This is a genomic window from Pseudoduganella sp. GW821-FHT11H04, from assembly GCF_058807935.1.
Genome location: NZ_JBXARE010000011.1, coordinates 146,439 through 166,697 on the forward strand (window position 1 = coordinate 146,439; position 20,259 = coordinate 166,697).

At 62.0% G+C, this 20,259-nt stretch carries 21 protein-coding genes; 8 read left to right on the plus strand and 13 right to left on the minus strand.

The genetic code is table 11. The annotated features are described in order from the left end of the window. The first annotated feature begins 39 nt into the window (after positions 1 to 39). Positions 40 to 1,395: an MATE family efflux transporter gene (locus AC1RTP_RS21835; protein ID WP_498610398.1), complete on the plus strand. Its 1,356-nt coding sequence runs from the start codon at positions 40 to 42 to the stop codon at positions 1,393 to 1,395. Here the strand turns inward: AC1RTP_RS21835 and AC1RTP_RS21840 are convergent. After that, positions 1,349 to 2,938 carry a hypothetical protein gene (locus AC1RTP_RS21840; protein WP_498610400.1) on the minus strand — a complete coding sequence of 530 codons (1,590 nt, stop codon included), beginning with the start codon at positions 2,936 to 2,938 and terminating at the stop codon, positions 1,349 to 1,351. The genes AC1RTP_RS21835 and AC1RTP_RS21840 overlap by 47 nt on opposite strands. A gap of 139 nt (positions 2,939 to 3,077) precedes the next feature. On the opposite strand from AC1RTP_RS21840, the gene AC1RTP_RS21845 reads away from it, so the two are divergent. Both AC1RTP_RS21845 and AC1RTP_RS21850 read left to right on the plus strand, forming a co-directional pair. Further along, positions 3,078 to 5,297, plus strand: a complete 2,220-nt coding sequence (locus AC1RTP_RS21845; protein WP_498610402.1) for a S9 family peptidase — start codon at positions 3,078 to 3,080, stop codon at positions 5,295 to 5,297. Positions 5,298 to 5,412: 115 nt separating this feature from the next. Next, positions 5,413 to 6,075, plus strand: coding sequence for a glutathione S-transferase family protein (locus AC1RTP_RS21850; protein ID WP_498610404.1), 663 nt, complete (start codon positions 5,413 to 5,415; stop codon positions 6,073 to 6,075). A gap of 74 nt (positions 6,076 to 6,149) precedes the next feature. On the opposite strand, the gene AC1RTP_RS21855 is transcribed toward AC1RTP_RS21850, so the two are convergent. The 3 genes from AC1RTP_RS21855 to AC1RTP_RS21865 form a co-directional block, all read right to left on the minus strand. Next, entirely contained in the window at positions 6,150 to 6,356 is a 207-nt protein-coding gene (locus AC1RTP_RS21855) for a CsbD family protein (protein WP_498610406.1), read from the minus strand. 79 nt (positions 6,357 to 6,435) lie between these two features. Next, entirely contained in the window at positions 6,436 to 7,050 is a 615-nt protein-coding gene (locus tag AC1RTP_RS21860; RefSeq protein ID WP_498610408.1) for a class I SAM-dependent methyltransferase, read from the minus strand. A gap of 9 nt (positions 7,051 to 7,059) precedes the next feature. Further along, entirely contained in the window at positions 7,060 to 9,111 is a 2,052-nt protein-coding gene (locus tag AC1RTP_RS21865) for a M13 family metallopeptidase (protein WP_498610409.1), read from the minus strand. A 232-nt stretch (positions 9,112 to 9,343) separates the two neighbouring features. Here AC1RTP_RS21865 and AC1RTP_RS21870 point away from each other — a divergent pair, with 232 nt between their 5' ends. Both AC1RTP_RS21870 and AC1RTP_RS21875 read left to right on the plus strand, forming a co-directional pair. Next, a complete protein-coding gene (locus AC1RTP_RS21870; RefSeq protein WP_498610410.1) occupies positions 9,344 to 10,159 on the plus strand; it encodes an HDOD domain-containing protein in 816 nt (271 codons plus the stop codon). A gap of 165 nt (positions 10,160 to 10,324) precedes the next feature. Further along, entirely contained in the window at positions 10,325 to 10,591 is a 267-nt protein-coding gene (locus AC1RTP_RS21875; RefSeq protein ID WP_498610412.1) for a flagellar protein FliT, read from the plus strand. Between the two features lie 404 nt (positions 10,592 to 10,995). Here AC1RTP_RS21875 and AC1RTP_RS21880 read toward each other — a convergent pair whose 3' ends face one another. Continuing rightward, positions 10,996 to 12,243: a FimV/HubP-related protein gene (locus AC1RTP_RS21880; protein WP_498610413.1), complete on the minus strand. Its 1,248-nt coding sequence runs from the start codon at positions 12,241 to 12,243 to the stop codon at positions 10,996 to 10,998. 100 nt (positions 12,244 to 12,343) lie between these two features. Between AC1RTP_RS21880 and fumC the strand changes: the two genes are divergently transcribed. From fumC to AC1RTP_RS21895, 3 genes are read left to right on the plus strand one after another with little or no spacing between them, the layout of a single operon-like run. Beyond that, entirely contained in the window at positions 12,344 to 13,741 is a 1,398-nt protein-coding gene (gene fumC, locus AC1RTP_RS21885) for a class II fumarate hydratase (RefSeq protein ID WP_498610415.1), read from the plus strand. A gap of 54 nt (positions 13,742 to 13,795) precedes the next feature. Beyond that, positions 13,796 to 14,026 carry an RNA-binding S4 domain-containing protein gene (locus tag AC1RTP_RS21890; protein ID WP_498610416.1) on the plus strand — a complete coding sequence of 77 codons (231 nt, stop codon included), beginning with the start codon at positions 13,796 to 13,798 and terminating at the stop codon, positions 14,024 to 14,026. Positions 14,027 to 14,052: 26 nt separating this feature from the next. Beyond that, the gene (locus AC1RTP_RS21895) at positions 14,053 to 14,334 is read left to right on the plus strand and encodes a DUF883 family protein (protein WP_498610418.1); all 282 of its coding nucleotides are present in this window, start codon (positions 14,053 to 14,055) and stop codon (positions 14,332 to 14,334) included. On the opposite strand, the gene bufB is transcribed toward AC1RTP_RS21895, so the two are convergent. The 8 genes from bufB to AC1RTP_RS21935 form a co-directional block, all read right to left on the minus strand. After that, positions 14,314 to 15,912 carry an MNIO family bufferin maturase gene (gene bufB, locus AC1RTP_RS21900; RefSeq protein ID WP_498610420.1) on the minus strand — a complete coding sequence of 533 codons (1,599 nt, stop codon included), beginning with the start codon at positions 15,910 to 15,912 and terminating at the stop codon, positions 14,314 to 14,316. The two genes, AC1RTP_RS21895 and bufB, sit on opposite strands and share 21 nt — an antisense overlap. Before the next feature lie 3 nt (positions 15,913 to 15,915). Further along, positions 15,916 to 16,170: a BufA1 family periplasmic bufferin-type metallophore gene (locus tag AC1RTP_RS21905; RefSeq protein ID WP_498610422.1), complete on the minus strand. Its 255-nt coding sequence runs from the start codon at positions 16,168 to 16,170 to the stop codon at positions 15,916 to 15,918. Positions 16,171 to 16,246: 76 nt separating this feature from the next. After that, entirely contained in the window at positions 16,247 to 16,447 is a 201-nt protein-coding gene (locus tag AC1RTP_RS21910) for a YjfB family protein (protein WP_498610424.1), read from the minus strand. A gap of 52 nt (positions 16,448 to 16,499) precedes the next feature. Further along, positions 16,500 to 17,021, minus strand: coding sequence for a molybdopterin-guanine dinucleotide biosynthesis protein B (gene mobB, locus AC1RTP_RS21915; protein WP_498610425.1), 522 nt, complete (start codon positions 17,019 to 17,021; stop codon positions 16,500 to 16,502). After that, entirely contained in the window at positions 17,018 to 17,794 is a 777-nt protein-coding gene (locus AC1RTP_RS21920; protein WP_498610426.1) for a general secretion pathway protein GspB, read from the minus strand. The genes mobB and AC1RTP_RS21920 overlap by 4 nt, the downstream gene beginning before the upstream one ends. Position 17,795: 1 nt before the next feature. Continuing rightward, a complete protein-coding gene (locus AC1RTP_RS21925; protein WP_498610427.1) occupies positions 17,796 to 19,442 on the minus strand; it encodes an AAA family ATPase in 1,647 nt (548 codons plus the stop codon). 9 nt (positions 19,443 to 19,451) lie between these two features. Beyond that, positions 19,452 to 19,925, minus strand: a complete 474-nt coding sequence (locus AC1RTP_RS21930) for a hypothetical protein (RefSeq protein WP_498610429.1) — start codon at positions 19,923 to 19,925, stop codon at positions 19,452 to 19,454. 3 nt (positions 19,926 to 19,928) lie between these two features. Continuing rightward, positions 19,929 to 20,114: a hypothetical protein gene (locus tag AC1RTP_RS21935; RefSeq protein WP_498610431.1), complete on the minus strand. Its 186-nt coding sequence runs from the start codon at positions 20,112 to 20,114 to the stop codon at positions 19,929 to 19,931. Between the last annotated feature and the right edge of the window lie 145 nt (positions 20,115 to 20,259).

The following is a 20,259-nucleotide window of genomic DNA, read 5'->3' on the forward strand; positions in this document are numbered from 1 at the left end:
GCCTACCTTACCTTGTAACAAATTCCTACTACCAGTCACATGCCGATCACGAATTCGACATCCAACGTACGCAAAGAAGCAACAGCATTGTGGAAATTGGCCTGGCCGGTGTTGATCGGACAACTTGCTACCGTCGGCATGGCGGTGGCGGACGTGGCGATGACTGGACATACCCGCGCTTCCGAACTGGCGGCAGTGTCGACCGGGGCCGCCATCTGGTCTATCGTGCTCGTGACCGTCGTTGGCACCATGATGGCGATGAATACCCTGGTGGCGCATGAGGTGGGCGCCGGCAACCATCAGCGCATTCCGCACCTGGTGCGCCAGGGTCTGTGGAAAGGCGTGGGCGTGGGCCTGGCTGCGGCCCTGATGGCCAACCTGTGCACGCTCCTGTTCGACCATTTGCAGCTGGAGCAGGAAGTGAACCAGCGCGCGTCCATGTTCGTGCACATCATCAGCATCGGTTTGCCGCCGTTTGCCTGCTACCGCGCGCTGTACGGCTACAGCGCCAGCATCAACCAGACCAAGCCGGTGATGGTGATCGCCCTGCTCGGCCTGGCCTTCAATATATTGGTGAACTGGCTGCTGATTTTCGGTCATTTCGGCCTGCCGGCCATGGGCGGCGTGGGCTGCGCGGTGTCGACCGGTATCTGCATGTGGCTGATGCTGGGCGCCATGCTGGTGTGGATGCGCATTTCGCCCGCTTACCGCGCCACCTATCCGTTCACGCATTGGGAATGGCCGCACTGGCCGGAGATCCGCAGCATGCTGCATCTGGGCCTGCCGATTGGCGTGACCTATTTCGCGGAAGTCAGCGCGTTTGGCGCAGTGGCTTTGCTGGTGGCGCGCTTTGGCGTGATCGAGCAGTCGGCGCACCAGATTGCGCTGAACTTTTCTTCGCTGGTGTTCATGGTGCCGCTTAGCCTGGGTATCGCCTTGGTGACGCGCGTCGGACAGGCGATTGGCGAAGGCGACGCCCACCGTGCGCGCGTCGCCTCGTGGGTTGGTTTGGGCATATCGCTGGCCTTTGCAGTGGTGTCGGCGGCGTTCATCGCCCTGTTCCGGCATCAGATCGCAGCTGCTTACACCAACGACAGCGCGGTGCAGGCGACTTGCGCTACCTTGCTGCTGTTTGCGGCGCTGTTCCAGCTGTCGGATGCGACGCAGGCGGCCGCTTCTTGTGCAATTCGCGGCTACAAGGTGACGCGCCAGCCGATGCTGATCCAGCTGATGGCGTTCTGGGGCTTCGCCCTGCCGGTGGGCTGCCTGCTTGGGCTGTGGAAGGAAATGGCGGCGGCGGGGTTCTGGATCGGGCTTGTGCTCGGATTGACCGTCGCCGCCGTTCTGCTTACCTGGTTCCTGCAACGCTTGTCGCTGGAGCGGCTGCGGGCATAGCGTCCAGCGTTGCCAGACCGTTGCGCACTGACCTGCGGCCTGGTGCGAGCGCGTTGGCCGCTTCGAAGGCCTTGCGTGCATCGGCCGGCTGCTGCATTTCCAGCAAGGCAGCGCCCAACCGCTCGCTGGCCGGCTGCACCAGCACCGGCGGGCCGAAGTCCATCTCCAGCGCCTGCTCCTGCTGCGCCGCCTGCCGGAACAGTGCCAGTGCGACTTCGCGCTCGCCCTTGCGCAGCGCCAGCTGGCCATCCAGCATCGCCATTTCTATGCCGGGGATGCGGTAGCGTGCGTGTTCAGGCGCGAGTTCAGCGTCGCTTGGCTTGAAGGACTTGGCGGCGCTGGCCGCTTCGCGTGCCCGCGCGACTGCAGCATCGGCTGCTCCGGCCTGCGCCGGCGCGGCGCGCAATACCATCCACGCATCCGTCACCGCCCACACCAGGGCTGCCTTCTTCTGCTTTGCCGCCAGCGGCGCCAGCTCCGCGATTGGATCTTGCGCGTCATTGCCGTCGATGAGATAGCGCGAGCGCATTTGAGCCAGGCCGATAAGACTGTTGTCGAAGTTCTGTTGCTGCTCCGGCGTTGCGGACGCAAGGTTCGCCGCGCGCAGCCGTGCGGCGCAGTTTTCGATGATGCCGCGCGCATCGTCCATGCGGCCCTGCTGCACTTTGGCGTAAGACAGCCAGATGATGTAGTGCCCGCAAGCCGGTGCGCGGGCCTTGGGGTCCTTGGCCAGCATTTGTTTATGGCGAACCTGCAGCGCAATCTCATTGGCGCGCACGGTTTCTTCCCACATCCCCAGCGCGAGGTAGATGTGCGCGGTCATATGCTGCGCGTGGTCGGCTTCCGGCGCGATCTTGCCGTAGGCCTGGGCGGCGCGCAGGCCGAGCGGCGCGTGCACGGCATCGTCGACAGAGTGAATCAGGTAGTGGGCGGCGCCGGGGTGCTGAGGGTGATGTTCGAACACTTCCTGCATCAGCGCTGCGGAACGCATATAAGTCGGGATGTGGCGGCCGGCGTCCGAAGTGCCCAGCAGCGCCAGCGCGTAGAAACAGGTGGCATCGACATCGGCCGGATATTTGGCATGCAGCGCTTCCATCGCCTGCGCATAACGGCGGTCGCGTTCATGCTTGCTGCCTTCGCCGTACAGGATTTCAACGGCGTGCAAGTAATCCTTCTCGCGCGCCGAGCGGGCCTTGGCCTGGCGCGCTTCAGGCGTCGCAGCCAGACGGCTCAACGCCGCACGGGCCGCGTTCAGGTCCTGCTGGAACCAGACCGGGTGGTTGTATGTCATCGCCTCGCCCCAGTAAGCCATGGCGAAACCGGGATCGGCTTTTTGCGCGCGGCGGAAAGCTTCCGCTGCGGAGGCGTACTCAAAATTATGCAGCTGCGCCAGGCCGTAAAGGAAATCGGCCTGCGCCACCTTGGCGCCAGAATTCTCGAAGCTCACCACGCCGACCTTGCCCGGTACGGCCCCCGCCGTCCCGGCGCCGCAAAGCAGCATTAGTGCAAGCACAACGCGTACCGCCAGATTTCTTGTCATCATGGCCTCTCCTCCGGTGAGCCGACAGTATGCGCCCATTCTTGCCGAAGGAAAATCGGCGAATGGCAATCGATTCCGAATATCAAGGGGAGCGTGTTCTGGTATTGTCTTGCAGTTCATTAATAAATCATACGGGACATACATGCGCTTGATTCTCACCCTGGTAGCTGCCCTGCTGGCTGCCGGTACCGCGTCTGCAGAACGCCTCACCCTGGAACGCCTGTACGCCGACCCGGCCCTGTCCGGCCCCGGCGTGCGCGCCCTCAAAGTTTCGCCGGATGGCGCCCGCGTCACCTTCCTGCGCGCCCGCCCGGACGACCAGTACCAGATGGACCTGTGGGAATACAATATGAAGGACAAGACCACGCGCCGCCTGGTCGACTCCAAAGTCCTGGTCCCGGTTGAAAACCTGTCCGACGCTGAAAAAGCGCTGCGCGAGCGCGCCCGTACCGCCGCACTGAAAGGCATCATTTCCTACAGCTGGTCGCCGGATGGCAAGCAGCTTCTGGTGCCGATCGCGGGCAACCTGTACCTGGTCGACCTGTCCAAGCCTGACAGCGCACGCCTGGTCGCCTCGGGCAGCGTGATCGATCCGAAGATTTCGCCAAAGGGCAAATACGTTTCCTTCGTGCGCAACCAGAACCTGTTCGTGATCGACCTGGCCACCGGCAAGGAGCGCCAGCTGACCACCGACGGCAAGGGCACCGTGCATAACGGCGAAGCCGAATTCGTGGCACAGGAAGAAATGCACCAGTTCACCGGCTACTACTGGGCGCCGGACGATTCCGCCATCGCCTTCCGCTGGTACGACGAAGCGCAAGTGCCTGTGGCGCGCCGCTTCGAAATCTACGCTGACCGCACCGACGTGGTGGAGCAGCGCTACCCTGCCGCCGGCGACAAGAACGCCATCGTCGGCCTGAAGATCGTGTCGCCAGGCGGCGGCGATATCCGCGACGTGGACTTGGGCGCCAACAAAGACATCTACCTGGTGCGTGCCGACTGGAGCAAGGATTCCAAGTCGCTGTTCTTCCAGCGCCAGTCGCGCGACCAAAAGACCCTGGAACTGGTGGCAGTCGATGCAGCCAGCCTGGCCCAGCGTCCGGTCCTGACCGAGACCTCCAAGACCTGGACCACCATCAGCGACGACCTGCGCTTCCTGGAAAGCGGCAAGGGCTTCATCTGGGCCTCCGAGCACACTGGCCGCAACCACCTGTACATGTACGGCATGGACGGCAAGCTGAAACACGCCATCTCCAAGGGCGAGTGGGGCTTTGACGACGTGCTGGCAGTGGACGAAAAGGCCGGCAAGGTCTACGTTTCCTCCAACAAGGATGCGGTCTACGACAAGCAAGTCTATGAACTGAAACTGGACGGCTCCACTGCCGACAAGCCAAAACGCATCACCCAGGCTGACGGTTGGCACGAAGCTTCCTTCTCCAAGCATGGCGAAGTGTTCGTGGATACCTGGTCCGATCCGGCCAATCCGCCGCAAGTGGCGATCCGCCGTCCGGACGGCTCGCTGGTGAGCTGGCTGGATGAAAACAAGGTCAATGAATCCCACCCATACTTCAAGTACAAGCCAGACCTGCTGCCGGTCGAATTCGGCAACATGAAGGCGAAGGATGGCCAGACCCTGTACTACTCGATGATCAAGCCGTACAAGTTTGACGCCAACAAGAAGTACCCGGTCTACCTGTCCACCTACGGCGGCCCACACTCGCAGCACGTGACGCGCCGTTGGGATGGCGGCCAGTTCGACCAGTACATGGCGCAGCAAGGCTATGTGGTCTTCCGCCTGGATAACCGCGGCTCCTCGCGCCGCGAGCGCGTATTCACCGACGCCATCTACCGCAATCTGGGCAAGGTGGAAGTGGAAGACCAGCTGACCGGTATCGACTGGCTGGGCAAGCAGTCCTTCGTGGACGCCAAACGTGTCGGCGTGTACGGCTGGAGCTACGGCGGCTTTATGACCCTGCGCCTGCTGTCGCAAGGTTCGGACAAGATCGCCGCCGGCGTGTCCGGCGCGCCGGTGACCGACTGGGGCTTGTACGACACCCACTACACCGAGCAATTCATGGACCGTCCATCGGACAACGTGGATGGCTACAAGCAGTCGAACGTGTTCTACCACGTCGACGGCCTGAAGTCGAAGCTGCTGCTGATCCACGGCATGGCGGATGATAACGTCCTGTTCACCAACACCACCAAGATGATCGACGCACTGGTGAACCGCGGCGTGCAGTTCGAGCTGATGACCTATCCGGGCGCCAAGCACGGCGTGTCGAACCGCCTGGCCAAGCGCCACGTGCAGACTTACATCGACGCGTTCTTCCGCAAGAACCTGCATCCGGAATCGAACTAAGCGCCCTCCCCGCGCCACCCAGCCCGCCCGCGCAAGCCGGCGGGCTTTTTCTTTGTCGATTTTTAAGTACATCAAACGTCGTACTGGTACGATCAACAAAACTGACGGAGGCGCTATGTCCCTGCAACTTTTCTACCATCCACTTTCTTCGTATTCCATGAAGGCGCTGGTTGCGCTGTACGAGAACGGCACGCCGGTCGAGTACCGCATGCTGTCGCCGGAGCATCCCGAGAATTGCGCGCAGTTTGCCGACTTGTGGCCAATACAGAAATTCCCGATCCTGCTCGATGGAGATCGTGTGGTGGTGGAGGCCAGCATTGTGGTCGAGCACCTGGCTCTCTACTATCCGGGACCGGTGCGGCTGCTGCCGGCGGATCCCAAGGTGGCGCTGGAGGTACGGATGATGGACCGCTTCTTTGACAACCACATCGCCACGCCTCAACAGAAACTGGTGGCCGACGTCCTGCGGCCGGCGGCCGAACGCGATGCGTATGGCGTGGCGGAGGCGCGGCGCAAGCTCGATACGGCTTACGCCTGGCTGGACAAGGTGATGGCGCATCGCACATGGGCGGCGGGAGAAGAATTCAGCATGGCCGACTGCGCCGCCGCGCCCTTCCTGCTGTATGCGCACTGGTCGCACCCGATTCCTGCCAGGCATGAACATGTGTTGGCCTACCTGGGCCGCCTGCGCGCCCGCCCATCATTCGCCCGAGCCTGGGCCGAGGCCAAGCCTTATCGGCACATGTTCCCGCTAGGTGTACCTGCTGGCGAGGAATAGTTTATTGGCCGCAATAAGCTCGGTGCTTTTTCTGAAATAGGCCGAGCGCAGATTGTGCGTTCGGCCGAATGATCTTACTGGCGGTTGCCGCGGTCGATCAGTTCATCGGTGGCGTCGTCCACGGCCTCACGCAGGTCGCCGCGCTGTTTCTGCAGCTTGCCTTCCACCTGTTTGGCAACACCCTTCACCTGCTGCTTCGAGCTGCCAACCAGTTCACCGGCTTCTTCCTGGATTTTGCCGCCGATTTCCTTGGCCTTGCCCTTCACTTGGTCCTTGTTCATGATGCGCTCCTCGTAAAAAAGTACGACGAGCAAATCATACGAACAGGCACCGGCGGCCACTGTTCGCGAGCTAACAGAACTAAGCTTTACGCCAGACTGAAGCCAGCCATGGCTGCTGTTCGCGCGGCAAGCCTGCTGGTCGGTAATAGTGGGTTACCGGTTCGAAGCCAGCGGCAGTCGCCACGGCCGACCATGTTTCGAAATCGTAATAGCAACCGTAGCGCGGGCCGTTCCAGCCTTCTTCGTTATTGCCGCGCGGGTTGGAGCTGAACAGAACGCCGCGCGGCTTCAGCGCCGCGTGCAGGCGCGACAGCACATCGGGCAGCACCGCGCTGGGAACGTGGAACAGGGAGGCGTTGGCGAAAATGCCGTCGAATGATTCGGGCGGCAGGTCAAGCGCGACGAAGTCTTGCTGCCACACGGTGCAGCCACTCCAGCTTTGCGCCATCTCAACGAAATGGGCCGAGCCGTCGAGACCGACCGGCTCATGCCCAAGGGACTTGAACGTACGCAGGTCGCGGCCAGGGCCGCAACCCAAATCGAGGATACGGAACGGAGCCGTTCCTTCAATCGCATCGAGCAGTGCCGCAATATTCTGGCTTACGTCGTGGTCGCGCGTGCCCTCGAGGAAGGCTTGCGCGTTGCGTTCGTAATGTTCCAGCGTACGCCGGGTGATCTGCTCGATGTCGTCCATCCCCCTACTTTACCAGACGCGCACCCGCTGTTCCGGCGCCAGGTACAGCTTCTGGCCCGGCTTCACGTCGTAGGCCTGGTACCAGGCGTCCAGGTTACGAACGGTGTAGGTGCGCCACTTGGCCGGCGAGTGGCCGTCGGTCATGACCTGGTTGCGCAGCGACGCGTCGCGCGACTTGTTGGCCCAGCTTGCGGCGTAACCGTTGAAGAACTCGCGGTCTTGCGCTGGGGTGAACTTGCCGCCGATCGAAACGTGATAAGCATCCAGCGCAGCAGCCAGACCGGCCAGGTCGGCCAGGTTTTCGCTCAGGGTCAGGGTGCCGTTCAGCTTCAGGTCAGGGAAGGCTTCGTACGCGTTGTACTGGGTCACCAGTGCCGCCGCGGCTTTCTGGAAATGCTCGCCGTCTTCCTTGGTCCACCAGTCGCGCAGGCGACCCTTGGAGTCGAACTGGGCGCCCTGGTCGTCGAAGCTGTGGCTGATTTCGTGGCCGATCACTGCGCCGATGGCGCCGTAGTTCAGCGCATCGCTGGCCTTGGCGTCAAAGAATGGCGGCTGCAGGATGGCGGCCGGGAAGTTCAGCGCATTCTGCATCGGCATGTTCACCGCGTTCACGACGTGCGGCGGCATGCACCATTCAGTTGGATCGACCTTCTTGCCCAGCTTCGCCAGCTGCTGCTTGTAGTGGAACTGCTCGGCGCGCAGGGCGTTGCCCATCGCATCGTCAGGCTTGATTTCCAGGCCATCGTAGGTCGTCCATTTGTCCGGGTAACCCACACCAACGTACAGGGTGCGCAGTTTTTCCTGGGCTTCCTTCTTGGTAGCAGGCGCCATCCAGTCCAGCGCCTCGACGCGCTTATGGAAGGCGTCAACGATCTTGGTCACCATCGCTTGCAGGCGAACCTTGGATTCGGCTGGGAAGTAGCGGTCGACGTACATCTTGCCTGCCGCATCCGGCACTGCGCCGTTGACCGAAGCCAGGCCGCGCTTCCAGCGTGGCGACAGTTGCGGGGTGCCGTTCATGGTGCGGCCATAGAATTCGAAGCGCTGGTCGACGAAGGCCTTAGGCAGCGTGCCGCCGAAGTGGTTGACGGTGTGGAAGGCCATGAAGTCTTTCCATGCCTGCAGCGGCATCTCGTTCACCAGGGCCGCGCTGCCGATGATGGCGCTTGGGTGGTAGACGATGAATTTATCCTGCTTGCCCAGGCCTGCTGCGCGGAAGAAGGCGCGCCAGTCCATGCCAGGCGCCTTGGCGGCGAAATCGCGCAGGGTCCAGTTGTTATTGGCTTTCTGGATGTCGGCGGAATCTTCGCGGGAGCCATGGGCTTGCGCCAGCTTGCGTTCCAGTTCGAAGACGCGCGCGGCGCGGGCTTCCGGTTCGCTGTAGCCGGCCAGCTTCAGCATGGCGGCGATGTGGGCCTGGTAGGCGGTGCGCAGCTGCTGCATGCGCTGGTTGTCGTCGAGGTAGTAGGCCCGGTCAGGCAAGCCCAGGCCGCCCTGCAGGATGTATGGGACGTAGTGGTTAGGGTCTTTCAGGCCTTGAGCGATCCAGATGCCGAACAGGTTCTCGGTGTAGAAATTGGTGGAATTCAGCGGGTCGACGTCGGCACGCACGGAACCGGCCAGGGCGCGCACCAGGCCTGCCTTGTCCTTGATGCCGTCGATTTTTTCCAGTTCCGGCTTGAGCGACTTCAGGCCGCGAGCTTCGATGCCCGCTTCGTCCATGAAGGCGTGGTAGTAGTCGGTCACGCGACGGACATCGCCGCTTGGGGCCTTGGCCGCGGTTTCTTCGATCAGCTTGACGATGCGTTCATTTGTCGCGTCGCCCAGGGCGGAGCCGGCGCCCCAGCTGCCTTTGTCGGCCGGGATCTGGGTTTTGGCCAGCCATTCGGCGTTCACGTGGCCAAAGAAATCGTCGCCGGCGGCTGGCACTTCAGCCTGGACTTGCGCGGCTGGAGCCGGGGCTGCCTGTTGGGCAATCGCAGGAGCCAGGCCGAAGGCAGCTCCACAGAAGGCCAGGGTAAGGGCCAGCTTGAGCGGCGTGACGCGAATAGTTGCTTGCATGTTTGTATCCCTATCTAGTCGTTTTAAATGGCGGAATAAGCCAGGCTGCACTGTAACGGCAACACGGCTGTGACATGGGGCAAATGCGACAGACTGCAAATTTCGGGGACAAGCTGCAAAAAGCTGGGAATGCTGTGCAGCGATGCCAACAGGACTGAAAAACTTGCTGCACACCCCTCAGGAATGGCTATATAGTTCACCTTCAGCAACGCCCAACAAAAAGGAGAACTATATGAAGCTCGAAGCCCTGTTCCAGAATCCAACCGCGCTGCCGACTGCGCCGAAGGTTGTAGACGAATTGATCAGCAGCTTCGACAAGGCCAGTGTCTCCACCGAAGAAATCGCCAAGAAACTGTCGGCTGACCCGGTGCTGAGCGCCAAACTGCTGCGCCTGGCCAACTCGGCCTATTACCATGTTTCCCGCTCGATCGGCACCGTCGAAGACGCTGTGCTGATGCTGGGCTTCGTCACCGTGCGCACGCTCGTGATCAGCTCCGGCCTGGTGAGCGGCTTCAAGACCGTGCCGGGCCTGGACCTGCGCCAGTTCTGGCGCTACAGCCTGCGCACCGCAGTGGGCGCCAAGTTCATCGCCAAGGCCTGCAAACAGAACACCGACCTCGCCTTCACCATCGGCATGATGCATGCGATTGGCCAACTGGTGATCCACGCCGGCATGCCTGAGCAGGCGCTGGCCCTCGATAAAGTCGCCGGCCCGCTCGATGCGCGCCGCCTGGACACCGAAATGGCCTCGTTGGGCTATACCTATGCCGACGTCGGCGCCGAACTGGCCCGCCGCTGGAAATTCCCGCCTACCTTCTCCGACACCATTTCCACCATTCCCCATCCAGGCGACAACGAACTGGCTGCGGTGATCCACCTGGCCGCCTGGCGTGCCCGAGTTGACGAAAACAAACTGACTCCGGATGAGATCGCCGCCTGCTACCCGACCGAGGTCGCCGAAAGCCTGGGCCTCGAGGAAAACGCCCTAATCGATCAGATGCCATCGCTGGATGAACTGAGCGCAGGCCTGGAAGAACTGATAAGCTAAACAACTTTTTGCTTAACTCGTGCCGTTGCTGCCCTTTGGGATGGGGGCGCAACGGCAATTTTTTTGGATTTTTTCAAATATTTTTCAAAAAGACCCTAAAGTTACTTCCGAGCCTGACGTTAATCCTGACATGCGGTAATCCGCGCACAGAATCCAAGGCTCAAAATGACCTCGACCCAAGTTCTCGCTACGTATGAAAAAATTGCCGGTTTGACCACCCAGATGGTCAGCGCCGCGCAAGCCTGCGACTGGACTTCGCTCGACAGCATGGAAAACCAGTGCGCGGCGGCTTCGGTAGCCCTGATGGGCGGCGCCGCTCCCCTGCAAGGCGATGCCCGCAAACGCAAGATCGAACTGCTGAAACAAATCATGGCCAACGACCGCGCCATCCGCGAAGTGACCGAACCCTGGCAGAATCACCTGCACGGCTGATCCAGCGAACCCAAACAAAGCGCCTCCGGGCGCTTTTTTTATTTTGTCCACCGTGGGGTCAGGAACGAAAGTGGACATTTCCGCAGGAAAATGTCCACTTTCGTTCCTGACCCCACGGTGGACATTTTTTGCGGGAATGAAAAAGGCGCCCGCTTGGGGCGCCTTGGAATTCGGAGGGGCGAGCACCAGGTATCTCCTGGTGTCGCCTCAGCGCCGGTTGCACCCGGCGTTCATATCGCCTCAGTCGGCTATGAACAGCTTCCGGAAGGGGTCGTTTCTTCAACGTCGCTCTGTGTGGTTCGCATCACGCTATCGGTGGTGATTGCGACAGAACCCGGTCCGTGTGAGCCCAGTATAACTCAGGTGAAAAATTCTTGTCTAGCACTGAAAGGCAACGGTGGTTGCTATTGTGCAGCAAGCTGCTCGGCCTCCTCCTGCGCCGATTCCTGTGCTTCAGCATCCCCCTTCTTGCGGAAGGATTGCCAGATCTTCAGCGGGCCCTTGGCTTGGCGTTTGCGCAGGAAGAAGATCGTTCCGCCAAGCGCTGCCAGGCCGGCCAGTACTCCGCCGACGATCATTATCAGCCGTTTGCGGGAATTGCCCGCCAGGTCGGCGGCGACGCCGGGCTTGACCGGGGTGGCGCCGGGTTTGCTTGGCGCGGAGGCTGGCTTTCCCGCTGGCTTGCTGACTGCCTCGACCTTCGGCGCGGCGGATGACGGTGAGGCAGGCGCGGCGACTGCGGCAGCGCCCGCAACTGGTGCGGCAATGGTGGTTTGAAGGCGGTGAACTTTGCCTTCGATATCGGCCAGCTTGCTGGTCATGGCCTGGCATTGCTGGAGCTGGGCGTCCACTTGCTTTGCAGACGCGCACGACTGTGGCGGTGCCGACGCCTGATGCATGGCGGCGCGGGCGGGCGACGAAACGGCGAGCGAAGTTTTAGGCGCAACGACTGGCGCGGCAGGTGCTGCGGATGATTGCCCCGTCGGCGCGGCGACGGGCGGCGGGGCCTCCCCTGCAGCGCGAGACTGGGCCTGCTCAAGGGCCTTCTGCCTGCGATATGCGAATGCGCGTTGTGCGGCCTCATTCATTGCCGCTTCAGCACTTTGTGGCGTTGAAGTCTTCGCCGTGACGGGCAGCGGGCTCGGCGCGGTGGCTGTGGCTGCCACGACGGCGGGAGCTTGGCCTGGGGCGGATGCGGCTGGAGCGGCGACCGCAGCGATGCGCGCCGCACGTTGCGTTGGCGGCTCCGGCGTCAGCCAAAGCGAGGCGACACGAATCGTCTGCCGCCCCGCACTACTCAGTTCAAGGAAAATGTGCAGGACATCCGCATTCACCGGCTGCAGCGTTGTCAGATGAAGGAAACGCTTATTGTCCCGCCGCGCGATCGCGATATTCAATCCGCCCAGCGCCGGCGGCACTTCCAGGCCAGCGCCTTTGAACACATCCGGACTCGCAAGGCGCGCCTGGATCTCCGCCAGGTCGGCCGCAGTCAGATCGACCAGCTCGATATCCGCCGACAGCTGCTGGCCGACGTGCGAATTGACCTTCACCTCCCCCAGCTCGGCCGCCTGCGATGGGCTGCCCAAGGCAAACACCAGCAGCGCTAGCGCGGAAGTGCGTAAGGTCAATCGTTTGCTTAGCGTGGAAGACATGTTTTCATTAACGGCAGAAAATTCCGATTTTGTAGCCCCAGCGGGCGCTGCGACATTGGAGTTACAATTCAGACATCACTTTTCACTCATGGAGCAAGCGATGAACAGCAGAACCGAGCGCGACAGTTTTGGGCCGATCGAAGTCCCGGCCAGCCAGCTTTGGGGCGCCCAGACGCAACGCTCGCTCGAACACTTCCGCATTTCGAGCGAACGCATGCCGACCGAGCTGATCGCCGCGCTCGCCAGCGTAAAACGCGCGGCAGCCAAGGTCAACGTGGACCTGGGCGTGCTCGATAGCACCAAGGCCAACGCCATTATGCAGGCTGCCGATGAAGTCCTCGAAGGCAAGCACCCGGGCGAGTTCCCGCTGGCGGTTTGGCAGACCGGTTCCGGCACGCAGTCCAATATGAATATGAATGAAGTGCTGGCCAACCGCGCTTCCGAAATCCTGGGCGGCGAGCGCGGCGAGGGCCGCAAGCTGCACCCTAATGACGATGTCAACAAAGGCCAGTCCTCGAACGACATCTTCCCCACCGCGATGCACGTGGCGGCGGCGCTGGCGGTCGCGAACAACGTCAAACCAGCCCTGCGCCAGCTGCGCGCCACGCTGCAAGCCAAGGCGCAGGCGTTTGAAGGCATCGTCAAGATCGGCCGCACCCACCTGCAGGACGCGACCCCGCTGACCCTGGGCCAGGAATTCTCGGGCTATGTGGCGCAGCTGGATTACGCGGAAAAGGCCATCGACGCTACCCTGCCCGCCGTGCTGGAACTGGCGGCCGGCGGTACTGCAGTCGGCACCGGCCTGAATTCGCATCCGGAATACGCCACCCGCATTGCAGCCGAACTGGCAGCGCGGCTTAAGCTCCCCTTCCGCACCGCCGACAACAAATTCGCCGCGCTGGCCGGGCACGACGCCCTGGTATCCGCGCATGGCGCTTTGAAAACCCTGGCCACCGCCTTGATGAAGCTGGCCAATGACGTGCGCTGGATGGCATCCGGCCCGCGCTCCGGCCTGGGCGAAATCAGCATCCCCGAGAACGAGCCTGGCAGCTCGATCATGCCGGGCAAGGTGAACCCGACCCAAAGCGAAGCGCTGACCATGCTGTGTTGCCAGGTGTTCGGCAACGACGTGGCGATCACGGTCGGCGGCGCTTCCGGCAATTTTGAGCTGAACGTGTTCAAGCCCCTGATCGCCCACAACTTCCTGCAAAGCGCGCGCCTGCTGGCCGACGGCATGCGCAGCTTCGACGAGCATTGCGCGCATGGCATAGAGCCTAACCTCGCCCGCATCGAAGAGCTGATGGAACGCTCGCTGATGCTGGTTACCGCGCTGGCTCCGCATATCGGTTATGATCGCGCCGCACAAATTGCGAAGAAGGCGCAGCACGAGGGCACTACACTAAAAGAGGCAGCCCTTTCACTCGGTTTTGTGAACGAAAGCCAGTTCAACGAGTGGATTGTTCCGCTGGAGATGACTAAGCCAGGAGGCAAGGGTTAATTCTCGCAGGAAATACAACACCGGCCGCGCCAGCCCATCAGAAAGAGGACTAAAATGCAGACAGTAGATTTCGAATTGACAGGCGAGTACATCGAGCTGAACCAGCTCCTGAAAGTGGTCGGCCTGTGCGATAGCGGCGGCGCCGGCAAGCAGATCGTTGCGAGCGGTGACGTTAAAGTCGACGGCAAACAGGAGTTGCGCAAGACGGCGAAGATCCGGGCGGGCCAGAAGGTGCGCCTGGGCGACGTGCAGATCGACGTCCATGCCGAGGGCAGTGCTGCCTGATTGACCACGCGCAGAGGGTGAGCTCCATGGATGATCCCGACCACAAGCAGAGCCAGGAGCAACTGATCGGTGACCTGCGACAGGTCATCGAGAATGCCGAAGAGCTGCTGAAAAATACCGACCACTATACGAGCCTGATGTATCAGGCGGCTCGGGCGAAACTGGCCCAGGCCCTGCTGGCGGCCACTGAGGAGCTGGAGCGTTGCGAGGATGCGCAGCTGCTGCGCATGATCGAGGCGACGCACCGCGCCAACCTGCTGTACCGCGACTTGTCCGGCGAGGAGAAGTTAATGCGGGCGTTTCACTAGGATTTGCTGCTGCAGCCATTGCTGGAGGCTGGCGGCGACATCGAAGCTCTCATCCAGCGCGAAGGCGGCGTCCAGTGCGGCGCCGACTGTTTCTCCTCTTCTTAAAGCGTTTAGCGCGGCGTATTCAGGCGACTGAAGCGGCGTGACCTGGGCCGTCCATTGTGGGCGGCTTAGCAGTGCGCGGCTTGGCTGCGCCATTTCTTGCGGGAAGCCGGCGCCTTGGTGCGCGAGCCAGAGCGGTACGACTACCCATTCCGATTCGAACAGTTGCGCGGTGGTTTGCCAGGGGAAGGCGCTTTGCTCCAGCGTTTGCGGGTTGATATCCTGCGCTTGCAGGGGAGGCTCGTGTGGGGCGTAGTGGATGCGGTGCAGCTGCCATTCAAGGCGGGCCATGTCGGGCAGGTAGGGCAAGTCCTGCACATGCCTGAAGCTGCGCAGGAATTGCTCGAAGTGGGCGCCGAAGCGGTTCAAGTCGCCGCAGTCCGATGGGTGGGAGCGTCCGTACTCGCGGGCCAGCGCGGTGAAGAATTCTTCCCCGACCAGTTGCTCGATGACGGGATATGCGGCGGCCAGGGATTTCCGCCAGGTCGAACTCAGGTTGCCGCGGTAGAGGGCGAAGCGCTCGGGGTGCTTGAGCCGCAAGGCCCTTTCGGCGTCGGGCGAGAATAAGGCATCGGCAAAAGCTTGCTGCTGCGCGGCCAAAGCAGTGCTTTCCGGCGAAAAATGTCCACCTCGGTTCCTGGCACCGAAGTGGACATTTGCGGGTGGGAATGCGGCGGCGATGGTGGCGGCTTTGGCGGCTTCGGCTAGCAATACTTCCAATGGCGGGATGTCGGTGTCCCATTCAATCAGCGTGGGAACGGCGCCGAAGCGGGCTAGCGCTGCTTCGTACAGGCGCCAGACGGGATCGTCGACTTTGGCGCCGTGGTGGTCGACTACGGCTTGCGGGGTGACCAGGTGGCCGGCGAGGTGGATTTCACCGACTGTGCCGGGTGCGATGGACGCCAATGCGGCCAGGGCATCTTCTTCGTGGTTGCACTGGTTGACGTAGAGGTTGTTCACGTCCAGCAGCAGGCCACAGCCAGTACGGCTTGCGAGGGCGGCGAGGAATTCGGCCTCGCTCATCGCGTCGTCGGCAAAACGTACGAAGCTGGAGACGTTTTCGAGCAGGATGGTGCGGCCTAGCACATCCTGCATGCGCCCTACCCGTTCTTCCAGCAAGGCCAGTGCGGCGTGGTTCAACGCGAGCGGCAGCAGGTCATTCAGGTGGCGGTCGAAGACGGCGCCCCAGCACAAGTGCTCGGAAACCAGCGATGGCTCAATGCGTTGTGCGAGGCTGACGACGCGCGCGAGGTGCTGCTCGCTGAAGCCGCGCGCGGAACCCAGTCCAAGCCCTACGCCGTGCAGGCTGATGGCGTAATCGCGCCGAAGTTCCTGCAGCACGTGGAAATCGCCGCCGGCCTGGTCAAGGTAGTTTTCGGTGTGGACCTCGAGCCATGCTGCCTTTGGCCGCTGTTCGAGGAATTGGCGGTAGTGCGGCGCCCGCAGTCCGATACCGGCACCGGCGAGCGCGGTCATTGCTTACTTGGTCTTGGCTGGCGCGGCAGTCTTGCCGCCGGCTTTTTCGCAAGTGCCTTTGGCGACAAATTTCCATTCGCCGGCCATATTGTCGGTCTTGGCCTGGTTCGAGCAGCCATGAGTGCCGGTGGCGCAGTCGTTCTGGCCGGCCTTGGCGATGCCGTAGCATTTTTCCTGTTCCGCAGGCTTGTCAGCGGCGGAGGCGGTGGCGCAAACGGTTGCCAGGGCGGCGGCGATCAGGGCTTGGCGATTCTTCATGCAGTCTTCCTTTATAAAAAAACCCGCTGGCACCGGCACGGTGCTGCGGGTTGTTTGCTGCTGGGCGCTTGGGCGCTCAGGCGGAGGTATTGATATTCTGGCCGAGGTGCGATGGCAGGTTGCTGGCGGCAGGCGCTGGCGGGATCGCTTCGATCAGGGCCTGGGCGCTGGATGCTTGCACGTCTTGCGCTTTTTTCAACACTGCGTAACCGAGTTCGGTACGGTTGCTGGTGTCGGCAATCGTCGATGCTAATTTTGCAATGCTTACTGCATCCATTTGAACCTCCCACTTTGTCTTAACCAGATTTACGGTTCAGATTTGCCGAACTTTAGGCTTGGCGGGGAATTTTTTTAATCAGCCATTCCATGACCTGGCCGGGCTGGTTCAGGTCCAACCATTGCAGACGAGGCGGAAGGCCATGCGGGGCGGGCTGGTCGGAGGCGACGGCGACAATGGTGTGATCGTCCAGGTAGCGCGGCGGCTTGCCTTCGATCGCACGGTAGACCTCAAGCTTATCGATTTGCCATGAGTGGAAGCCTTCGACCAGGGTCAGGTCGGCGGGCTGCAGGCGGGCCAGTTGCTCGTCGGCGCCTGGTTCGTTCGCGCCGCGCAGTTCGTGGATGATGGCGAAGCGGTATGGCGAGACGATCATCACTTCCGCAGCGCCGGCATGGCGGAAGCGGGCGCTGTCTTTCTTTGGCGGCTCAAGCTCGAAGTCGTGGTGACTGTGCTTGATGACGTTGACTTTCCATCCGTGGGCCGCCAGTTCCTTGACCAGGTATTCGATCAGGGTGGTCTTGCCGCTGCCCGATGGACCGGTGACGCCGAGGACGTTTTGTTGATTCGTCATAGCGCGACCCGGTAGCGGTAGCCGCGGAAGCCGAAGATCGCTTGCTTGGGCTGGAGTTTTTCGAGGATCAGGCCGGGGGCGACTTCCTCCCCTTCCCGGCGCAGGACTTTGTCGATCAGCAGCAGGCGGTCGGCGGGGTTTTTCGAATACATATAGCCGCCAAGGGCGATCTGGGGGATGGCGCGTTGGATTGGCTCAGGGAGGTCGCGCAGGGATTGCACTTGTTCTTCGACTGGCGCAGGAACGGGAACAGCGACTGGCGCCGGTGTCGCAGCAGGCGGCGAGGTCGCCGCTGGCGTCGTGACCGGGGCAGCGGCAGCCATCGCCGGCGATTTTGGCGCGCCATGCAGCGGCGCTGAGACCTGTGCGACCGCGCGCTCTTTTCTGACGGCGGGCGAAGCAGGATTGGCTGATGCGGGCAAAACGGCGTCAGTATTTGCAACGACAGCAGCTTGCGCGGAAGCGGTCTGCGCAGCGACGGCGCTGACAGGTGCGGCGGCCGACGACTGGACTACGACCGGCGGCTGGACGGCAGGTGCGGGGCCGGCGGCGGCCGGCGACTCGCTGGCGGCTTGCGGCTGACGCAAGAGCATCATCGCCAGGCCGGCGATTGCGGCGGCCATCAACGCCATCGCCACGATGACGGGCGTGCGTTTATTGCGAGCACCCTGCCCGGCCGGCGTGCTGGCCAGTGTGGGGGCATGGATGGTGGGCGTGTTGCCGATCTGGCGTTCGGCCTGTGCTTTTTTCAGGGCTTCGAGAATATAGGACATATTATTTCCCCGCCTCGGCCAACAGGCGCGGTTCGGTTTCCGCGCCCGGCTGCATCAGGCGGATGAAGGTTTTTGGTCCGGCTACGCCGTCGGCCTTCAGGCCTTGGGCAATCTGGAACTCACGCAAGTATCGCAAGGTTTCGCCTGCCAGTGGCTGGTTATCTCGCGGTTTCTTGACCCCGTTCACTTGTGCCAGGCGGCGGGCGAGCCAATCGACGTCCGGGCCCTTCTCGCCGGCGGTAACCTCTTCGCGCCAGCTGCGCGGGGCGCGCCAGAACGTGGTGAAGCTGCCGTCGAAGCGGTCATCCAGGGCGTCCACCGAGACGGTCTCTTTGCCGCCGATGCCGACCAGCGTGGCCTTCTTGCCGTTGATGGCAGTCAGCAGGACGTTGCGCGGCAGCGATTCACCGTCGCGCAGTTTAATGATCACGGGGCGGTCAAGCTTGAGAATTTCTTCCAGGCCGCCTTTGGTTTGCAGGCAGTGCAGGTTGCGCTTGGCGGCTTCGGCGCAGCCCTCGCCTTCAGCTAATTGGATTTCCCACTTTGCTGCCAACTGGATCAAGGCGGCGTCCATCGTCAGGCGGGTTGGCGCGGGGACGTCCGCTACAACGGCGGCGGCAGCAGGAACGGCGGCCGAAGGCGACGGCGTGGACGCGTGCGCCCCTGCGGATGGTGCGGCAACCGACGCCTTAGTGGCGGCGGAAGCGGTGGCGGAAGCGACGCCGGACGTCGGCGCGTGCGACACCGGCATCATCTGCCACGCGGCTGCAGCAGTAAGCGCAGCGCCAGCCAGCAAGCCGGCAGCGACAAAACGCCATGGACGCGCACGGGCCGGAGCAGCTTCGCCCGCAAACACCTCTTCCGCCGCCCGTCGCAGGATAAGCGCATTCACCTGCGCGCGGTTCTCAACATACGTGCCAAGCAGCGCGCGATCGCACAGCAAATTGATACGTCGCGGCACGCCCTTGCTTAACTGATGGATGCGGCGCACCAGGCCGCGCGGGAACAGCTCCATCGCCCCAGCGCCGGCAACGGCTAAGCGGTGCTGGATATAACTGCCAACTTCCACCTCGGACAAAGGCCCCAGGTGATAACGCGCGATTACACGCTGCGCCAGTTGTTCGAGTTCGGGCCGGGCCAGCATCTGGCGCAGCTCCGGCTGCCCGATCAGGATAATCTGCAGCAGCTTACGCTCGCTGGTCTCCAGGTTGGTCAGCAAACGCAGTTGTTCCAGCACGTCGGCCGACAGGTTCTGCGCCTCGTCGATCACCAACACATTATTCAAACCCGCCGCGTGCGACTCCAGCAGATAGCTGTTCACCGCATCGACATAAGACTTGACGCTAGCCCCTTCCGGCGCGACGCCGAATTCATCGCACACGGTCTGCAGCAGCTCTTCGACCGTCAGTTTGGGGTTGAAGATATAGGCCAGGCGGCAATCAGGAGGGATCTGCTCCATGAAGCAGCGGCACACCGTGGTCTTGCCGGCGCCGATTTCACCTGTCAGCAGGACGAAGCCGCCGCCGCTGCCGACGCCATACAGCAGGTGCGCCAGCGCCTCGCGGTGCCGTTCGCTCATGAACAGGTATCGCGGGTCGGGGGCAATCGAAAACGGCTGCTGTTTGAGGTTGAAGTATTGCGTGTACATGGTCGGCGCTTAGCGCAGCGCGGGCGGCAATGGCTTGAATTTGGCGCAGTATATCTTGGAGCGCGTGTTGAAATAGACAATGCGGCTGCCTGGTTTGGCCTCCCGCACCGGATAGCGCGAAGTGTCGATTTTCGCATAGGCCAGGCCGTCCTGGCGAAGGATGGCCTTTTCCAGCTCCTCCGGTGTGGTATCGGTGACGGCGCCGACAAAGCTGTAAGGATAGCTTTCGTCGCTGATGATCACCTCCAGCACGGGGAAGCCCCATAAGATGGCGTCATTGGTGCGGAACCAGTACGCCCCGCCCTCCTTCTTATATGGGCGGCCGAAATACTGGCTCAGGTAGTCGAAATAGTAACGGTTGCTGGTCTGGTCCCGGCACAGCAGGCCGTTGCCGAGAACATCGCCGAAATGGGAAGGCGGCGCTGCCTGCGCCAGGGAAGTGGCGGCCAGCAGGCCAGCCGCAAGGATGTGCAAACCCTGCATCACTCAGAGTTTCTGGAACCAGGCACGGTTCGCGCTGATCTTGGCCTTGGCCGCTGGCGGCAACGCTTCGTAACAGCCAGGGTATTGCTTAAGGGAACCCTCCCGGATCTCCTTCTGCAATCCATTGATCAGGAACACGTATACCGTTCCACCCTGGTCGGTCTTTTTGGTTCCCAAGTACTTGATCATATGTCTCTCCTGACGAGCATTATGACATTTCAAGGCGAAATCACAACTTTTTGCCCAAGGCTGCGTGCATTTCAGCACGGGAAAACTGCAGTTTGCCCCCCGTTTTTGCGCGTCTGTCTTTTTCCGGGCCAGCGCCGGCGCCAAT

What these genes read in the sequence shown, in the direction of transcription:
- AC1RTP_RS21925 (WP_498610427.1), bottom strand. Translation starts at nt 19,442, where the DNA reads ATGTACACGCAATACTTCAACCTCAAACAGCAGCCGTTTTCGATTGCC.
- mobB (WP_498610425.1), bottom strand. Translation starts at nt 17,021, where the DNA reads ATGACGAATCAACAAAACGTCCTCGGCGTCACCGGTCCATCGGGCAGC.
- AC1RTP_RS21860 (WP_498610408.1), bottom strand. Translation starts at nt 7,050, where the DNA reads ATGGACGACATCGAGCAGATCACCCGGCGTACGCTGGAACATTACGAA.
- fumC (WP_498610415.1), top strand. Translation starts at nt 12,344, where the DNA reads ATGAACAGCAGAACCGAGCGCGACAGTTTTGGGCCGATCGAAGTCCCG.
- AC1RTP_RS21910 (WP_498610424.1), bottom strand. Translation starts at nt 16,447, where the DNA reads ATGGATGCAGTAAGCATTGCAAAATTAGCATCGACGATTGCCGACACC.
- AC1RTP_RS21890 (WP_498610416.1), top strand. Translation starts at nt 13,796, where the DNA reads ATGCAGACAGTAGATTTCGAATTGACAGGCGAGTACATCGAGCTGAAC.
- AC1RTP_RS21865 (WP_498610409.1), bottom strand. Translation starts at nt 9,111, where the DNA reads ATGCAAGCAACTATTCGCGTCACGCCGCTCAAGCTGGCCCTTACCCTG.
- AC1RTP_RS21845 (WP_498610402.1), top strand. Translation starts at nt 3,078, where the DNA reads ATGCGCTTGATTCTCACCCTGGTAGCTGCCCTGCTGGCTGCCGGTACC.
- AC1RTP_RS21835 (WP_498610398.1), top strand. Translation starts at nt 40, where the DNA reads ATGCCGATCACGAATTCGACATCCAACGTACGCAAAGAAGCAACAGCA.
- AC1RTP_RS21875 (WP_498610412.1), top strand. Translation starts at nt 10,325, where the DNA reads ATGACCTCGACCCAAGTTCTCGCTACGTATGAAAAAATTGCCGGTTTG.
- AC1RTP_RS21840 (WP_498610400.1), bottom strand. Translation starts at nt 2,938, where the DNA reads ATGATGACAAGAAATCTGGCGGTACGCGTTGTGCTTGCACTAATGCTG.
- bufB (WP_498610420.1), bottom strand. Translation starts at nt 15,912, where the DNA reads ATGACCGCGCTCGCCGGTGCCGGTATCGGACTGCGGGCGCCGCACTAC.
- AC1RTP_RS21870 (WP_498610410.1), top strand. Translation starts at nt 9,344, where the DNA reads ATGAAGCTCGAAGCCCTGTTCCAGAATCCAACCGCGCTGCCGACTGCG.
- AC1RTP_RS21930 (WP_498610429.1), bottom strand. Translation starts at nt 19,925, where the DNA reads ATGCAGGGTTTGCACATCCTTGCGGCTGGCCTGCTGGCCGCCACTTCC.
- AC1RTP_RS21850 (WP_498610404.1), top strand. Translation starts at nt 5,413, where the DNA reads ATGTCCCTGCAACTTTTCTACCATCCACTTTCTTCGTATTCCATGAAG.
- AC1RTP_RS21920 (WP_498610426.1), bottom strand. Translation starts at nt 17,794, where the DNA reads ATGTCCTATATTCTCGAAGCCCTGAAAAAAGCACAGGCCGAACGCCAG.
- AC1RTP_RS21880 (WP_498610413.1), bottom strand. Translation starts at nt 12,243, where the DNA reads ATGTCTTCCACGCTAAGCAAACGATTGACCTTACGCACTTCCGCGCTA.
- AC1RTP_RS21905 (WP_498610422.1), bottom strand. Translation starts at nt 16,170, where the DNA reads ATGAAGAATCGCCAAGCCCTGATCGCCGCCGCCCTGGCAACCGTTTGC.
- AC1RTP_RS21935 (WP_498610431.1), bottom strand. Translation starts at nt 20,114, where the DNA reads ATGATCAAGTACTTGGGAACCAAAAAGACCGACCAGGGTGGAACGGTA.
- AC1RTP_RS21855 (WP_498610406.1), bottom strand. Translation starts at nt 6,356, where the DNA reads ATGAACAAGGACCAAGTGAAGGGCAAGGCCAAGGAAATCGGCGGCAAA.
- AC1RTP_RS21895 (WP_498610418.1), top strand. Translation starts at nt 14,053, where the DNA reads ATGGATGATCCCGACCACAAGCAGAGCCAGGAGCAACTGATCGGTGAC.